The organism is Mesorhizobium sp. M1E.F.Ca.ET.041.01.1.1, from assembly GCF_003997355.1.
GTDB lineage: Bacteria > Pseudomonadota > Alphaproteobacteria > Rhizobiales > Rhizobiaceae > Mesorhizobium.
Genome location: NZ_RZSL01000778.1, coordinates 1 through 2,332 on the forward strand (window position 1 = coordinate 1; position 2,332 = coordinate 2,332).

The window sequence follows — 2,332 nt, forward strand, 5'->3', positions numbered from 1 at the left end:
GTGATGGAGCGCGTCCTGGACGAGATTTCCTACGATGCGCCGGACCGCCACGGCACGGCGGTCACCATCGACGCCGGCTATGTGCAGAAACATGTCGGCGACCTGTCGCGGAACACCGATCTGTCGCGGTTCATCCTCTAACCGCGAAGCTTGGCGATGTGTGGCCAGATGGTACCATCTGGCCACCTTTCGTTCCGGCGGCAGCTTGCCTTGTCTCGACTCTCCCGGCCGCTTTACCTAGGTTGCCGCCGATTCCGAAAGCAATTTCAGGAAAAGTGCGCAGCGGTTTTCCATCCGAAATTGCATAAAAACAAATAGTTGGGGTGGACCGGCGGTAGCTGGGCCGCTCCAGGGCGGCGGCGCATGAAGAAACGCGTACTTATCTTCCTCGGCCTGGCATTGGCGGCGGCGGTGGCAACCGCCAACGCGGCGACCATGGTGCCTGCGGGCAACCGCAACGGCGTGCAGCCCGATATTCCCGGCGCCTCCAGCCGGCGCACCCAGGCCACCAGCACCACTTTCCAGGCCAAGTACCGCAAGGTCTATGCGCTGTTGCAGAATGATGCCGAGCTGCGCGCCAAGATCAGGAAGGCGGCGGCGGCCTACGGCATCGATCCGATGCATATCGTCGGCGCCATCGTCGGCGAGCACACCTACAATGTCGACGCCTACGACCGGCTGCAGACGTACTACGTCAAGGCGATGTCTTATCTGTCGAGCAAGCTCACCTTCGCCTATGAAGGCGAGGACGTCAGCGATTTCGTGCAGCGGCCGGAGTTCAAGAAATGCGCCGGCATCAGCGACAGCTATGACCTTTGGGAATGTCGCGAGCAGGTCTGGAACCATTCCTTCCGCGGCAAGACGGTCGGCGGGACAAGCTTCCCCAACGACCGCTTCGGCGCCACCTTCTTCCAGCCCTATTATGCCGGCCAGACCTTCGGCCTCGGCCAGCTCAATCCGCTGACGGCGCTGCAGATGAGCGACCTCGTGCACAAGGTCTCCGGCCTGCCCGAGCTCGACGTCAACGATCCGAACACCGTCTACAAGACGATCATGGACCCGGATCTCACGCTGCCTTATGTCGCTGCGACCATCAGGAAGTCGATCGACGCCTACAGAACCATCGCAGGCTTCGACATCTCGCACAATCCGGGCCTGACCGCCACGCTCTACAATGTCGGCAATCCCGAGCAGCGCGCCTATGCGCTGAAGGAGGAGAACGAGAAGCGCCGCGCCGCGGGCGAGCCGGAAAAGCTGCCCGAGGAGAACTATTACGGCTGGCTGGTCAACGACAAGCTGGACGAGCTGAAGGCGCTGTTCTAGCGGCGGTGAGGTCTGAGATCGGTCTGCCGCCTCGGATTTGCGCGCCTTCTGACGATTGCGCTGCCCCTCATCCGCCTGCCGGCACCTTCTCCCCGTGAAGGACGGGGAGAAGGGACAAGCTCCAGCGCTGGCGATCCCCTCTCCCCGTCCTTCACGGGGAGAGGGTAAGGGTGAGGGGCGGCGCAAAGCCGGAAAGTCTGGCCGATCCGTTACGACTGCGACTCCAAAAACGCCTCGAACTTGCGCAATTCCTCCGGGTCGGCCTCGACCGTGTGGCGCGGCTCCGGATAGGCGCCGGACTGGATGTCTTCGGCATATTCGCGGAAGGCGGCGATGCGCTCGTTCTGCAGGCGGTCGAATTCCGCCGCGAAGTCGCGGTAGCGCTTGGCATGGCGCGGATAGCGGCCGCGATTGGTGCCGAGCACGTCTTCCGAGAACAGATATTGTGCGTCGCAGCCGGCGCCCGCGCCCATCGAGATCATGATCAGCGGCGTGCGCCGCGAGATGGCGCTTGCGACGCCAGCCGGCACCACCTCGATCTCGGCGGCGAAGGCGCCGGCCGCTTCGAGGTCCTTGACCTGCTTCCACACGAAGGCAGCGCTTTCGGCCGTCTTGCCGACCGCCTTGAAGCCTCCCGTCCAGGTCGCATGCGCCGGGATCAGGCCGACATGGCCGCAGACCGGAATGTACTCGTCGCGCAGGCGGCGGATGGTCTGCGGGCTGGCCGAGCAATACATGGCGTCGGCGCTGGCCGCGCGCAGCTTCACCGCCATGCGCAGGATCTCGTTTGTGGTGGCGCCGAGCTTTATGCGTTCGTCGCCGGGAATGGCGAAGCAGGTGGGCGCTGCGTCGCGAAATCGCGGATCGAGCATCACATCATAGGGCACCGAGATGAGGTCGATGCCGGCGCGCTCGGCGGCCTCGGCCTCCTCCAGCGAAAAGACGCGCAGCTTCGAAAGCTGGCGCTTGCCCTTCAGCGACTGCAAATCGGTGACGGTCGGTCTGCTGC

Annotated in this window: 2 protein-coding genes and 1 pseudogene; 2 read left to right on the forward strand and 1 reads right to left on the reverse strand. The window is 63.9% G+C overall.

The features are described from left to right. Both EOA38_RS33990 and EOA38_RS33995 read left to right on the forward strand, forming a co-directional pair. Positions 1-141, forward strand: a pseudogene (locus EOA38_RS33990) (HslU--HslV peptidase ATPase subunit); the annotation flags it as partial. A gap of 222 nt (positions 142-363) precedes the next feature. Further along, on the forward strand, positions 364-1,323 hold the full coding sequence (locus tag EOA38_RS33995) for a DUF1402 family protein (protein ID WP_127301278.1): 960 nt from the start codon (positions 364-366) through the stop codon (positions 1,321-1,323). Positions 1,324-1,532: 209 nt separating this feature from the next. Here EOA38_RS33995 and EOA38_RS34005 read toward each other — a convergent pair. Beyond that, positions 1,533-2,332 (reverse strand): 3-methyl-2-oxobutanoate hydroxymethyltransferase (locus tag EOA38_RS34005; RefSeq protein ID WP_245480991.1); only part of this gene is annotated, 800 nt, incomplete at its 5' end.